The sequence below is a fragment of the Porphyromonas sp. COT-052 OH4946 genome (genome assembly GCF_000765965.1).
GTDB classification, from domain to species: Bacteria; Bacteroidota; Bacteroidia; order Bacteroidales; family Porphyromonadaceae; genus Porphyromonas; species Porphyromonas gulae.
Genome location: NZ_JQZY01000012.1, coordinates 1 through 2,929, shown reverse-complemented (window position 1 = coordinate 2,929; position 2,929 = coordinate 1). Strand labels below are relative to the sequence as shown.

Genomic DNA, 2,929 nt, shown 5'->3' with positions numbered 1-2,929 from the left:
ATATTATTCTGTTTTTAATACTCAAATATAACAAATAACCTCCTATTATACAATGAATTAAAAAGCAAAATGCAGACCAATTGCCGTGCAAAGATCTCTATAAATACATATTGTTGGGGAAATAAAAAGAGACGTACCTCCGAGGGGGAGATACGTCTCTGCTTTTTCGTTTTTGTATCTGCTCTGTGTGAGCAGAGGGGAGTGAGGTCAGGGATTAGCAAACGCCCTGAGCTACCATAGCCTTGGCTACCTTCATGAAGCCGGCGATGTTAGCACCCTTCACATAGTCGATGTAGTTGCCTTCCTTACCGTAAGTAACGCACTGGTCGTGGATGTCTTGCATGATCTGGTGCAGCCACTTGTCCACTTCTTCGTTCGTCCAAACGAGGTGCATAGCATTCTGTGTCATTTCGAGACCTGAGCAAGAAACACCACCTGCATTAACAGCCTTACCCGGAGCAAAGAGCATCTTGTGCTCTACATAGTATTCGCTGGCTTCGGCTGTACAACCCATGTTAGACGTTTCAGCTACGAGGATAACACCGTTCTTGTGCAGTGTCTTGGCATCTTCGAGGTTCATCTCGTTCTGCGTAGCGCAAGGCATAGCGAAGTCTACCTTTTGCTCCCAAGGCTTCTTGCCGGCGAAGAACTGAGCGTTGGGGAATCTCTTAACGTAGTCAGATACTACGTCATTGCCACTGTCGCGGAGGTCAAGCATGCACTGGAATTTCTCCGGTGTGTTGATACCGTCGGGATCGTAAACATAGCCGTCAGGACCGGAGATCGTAACAACTTTCATGCCCAGCTCGGTAGCTTTCTGAGCTACACCCCAAGCAACGTTACCGAATCCGGAGATAGCAACAGTCTTGCCCTTGTAGTCTACGCCATTTTGCTTACACATGTTCTGTACGAAGTAAACAGCACCGAAACCGGTAGATTCGGGACGCAGACGAGAACCCCCGAACTCGAATCCCTTGCCGGTAAGCGTACCTGTATGCTCACGAGCGAGCTTCTTGTACATACCGAACATATAACCTACTTCGCGACCGCCTACGCCGATGTCACCGGCAGGAATGTCGGTGTCAGGACCGATGTTGCGCCACAATTCGGTCATGAAGCTCTGGCAGAAACGCATGATTTCGGCTTCGCTCTTGCCCTTGGGAGAGAAGTCGGCACCACCTTTACCTCCACCCATGGGGAGAGTAGTGAGTGCATTCTTGAACATCTGTTCGAATCCGAGGAACTTCAGGATAGAGAGGTTCACTGAAGGATGGAAACGGATACCGCCTTTGTACGGACCGATGGCATTGTTGAACTGAACGCGGTAGCCGATGTTTACCTGTACCTTACCTTGGTCATCTACCCAGGGTACACGGAATGTGAATACACGATCCGGCTCTACGATACGCTCGATGATACCGTTCTTTTCGAACTCGGGATGTTGGTTGTACACTTCTTCTACTGAGAGAAGAACTTCCTTCACTGCTTGGAGGAATTCGCTTTCGCCGGGGTGCTTAGCCTCCAGCATTGTCATAATTTCTTGGGTCTTCATAGAGAACTCTAAATAATAGTAAGAGATTACTCCGGCAAAAGTAGCTAATGTGTTTGGAACTTTCAAGCCTTTTCTCAAAAATAAAGTTTTCTGAGTTCGCTTATGCTCGCGAGGCAACTGAACCTACCTCCAGTAGGCTCTGTAAAGGAGCAGAAAGGCACCTCTCGACTGCCAAGAATGTGCGGCCGAAAACAGGCTTCGGTACAGAATAAGCAGTTTGTTTCCGGAGTAAGTGTGAGCATTCGTATTTGATCAGAATAGTCGGAGAAGGGGGCGTATCAAGAAGCCACCTTCCGGAACTATTCCAATATGACTGCCGTACCGGAAACGGCAACCATCAGCATGGATGTACCGATGGTTTCGTAGTCGATGTCGATAGAAAGAATGGCATCGGCACCTAATCGCATGGCTTCACGCTGCATCTCGTCCAGTGCTTCGTTCTTTGCTTTGCGGATTACTTCCTCGTAGGATCCGGAGCGTCCGCCGACCACGTCTCGGATACTCGCAAAAAAGTCGCGTACAATGTTGGCTCCCATGATGGCCTCACCGGAGACTATGCCACAGTATTGGCGAATGCGTCGTCCCTCGATATTGGGTGTTGTGGATAGAATCATGATGGTTGTTTTTTGCTTTTTGTTTCGGATTGAAGTGTCATACGCACTTGCCACAAAGGTAGCATAAGGCCAAGGATGCGCCAATAGGGCTATGTCAAAATTCGGTTTTATCTTCAGTCCCTTTTGGGTGCGCAAGAATGCGCAAAGTACAGGGTGCTAAGACTGAGGCTGTAAAGTACGTGACTGAAGCCGAATATCGTAAGCGACGCCATAATTTGCGTATGATGCACACCGTCCTACTTGGAAGCAGCTATGTCGCTTTTTTCAAGGGTTTCTTTCCAGTCGGTCTTTTTCGTTACATTTGCAGAGCGATAGGAATCTCTTCCTAAAGCCAAATCGCAGTATATCAGCGAGATTCTATCGAACGACAGTGTTTTGTATTAAACGAACAAATGACATTAGACATGTATCCGAACTTTACTCATTCTCTTGATTTGTCCGGCCGATCGGGCCGAACTCATACGTGCACCGTATATTGCTTCCCCAAACATATATATATCGGCAACGGATAGGATTGGGATAATACTTCCATAATAGACCCCAATACATAAGGCACCCACTCGGTTCGGCCACGAATCGAGTGGGTGCCTCTTTTATTTCAGCTCCTGAAAAGGCTTTTTTCGGATCACGATTTATATACAAATCATTTACGATCTATATAGTCGTCCCTTAAAAAGCATTTGCAAGAGAGAAGTCATTCATCGATGGTCTCTCGCTTAGCTTTTCGCTTATTATTTTGAGCAGGTGCAAAAGAGCCTTCATG

The 2,929-nt window shown here is 47.2% G+C and carries 2 protein-coding genes; both read right to left on the bottom strand.

Translation table 11 applies throughout. From position 1 onward, the window contains the following. Positions 1-214: 214 nt before the first annotated feature. Entirely contained in the window at positions 215-1,552 is a 1,338-nt protein-coding gene (gene gdhA, locus HQ50_RS05010) for an NADP-specific glutamate dehydrogenase (RefSeq protein ID WP_039419642.1), read from the bottom strand. A gap of 299 nt (positions 1,553-1,851) precedes the next feature. Further along, positions 1,852-2,166, bottom strand: a complete 315-nt coding sequence (locus HQ50_RS05005; protein WP_039419643.1) for a heavy metal-binding domain-containing protein — start codon at positions 2,164-2,166, stop codon at positions 1,852-1,854. Positions 2,167-2,929 lie beyond the last annotated feature (763 nt).

What these genes read in the sequence shown, in the direction of transcription:
- gdhA (WP_039419642.1), bottom strand. Translation starts at nt 1,552, where the DNA reads ATGAAGACCCAAGAAATTATGACAATGCTGGAGGCTAAGCACCCCGGC.
- HQ50_RS05005 (WP_039419643.1), bottom strand. Translation starts at nt 2,166, where the DNA reads ATGATTCTATCCACAACACCCAATATCGAGGGACGACGCATTCGCCAA.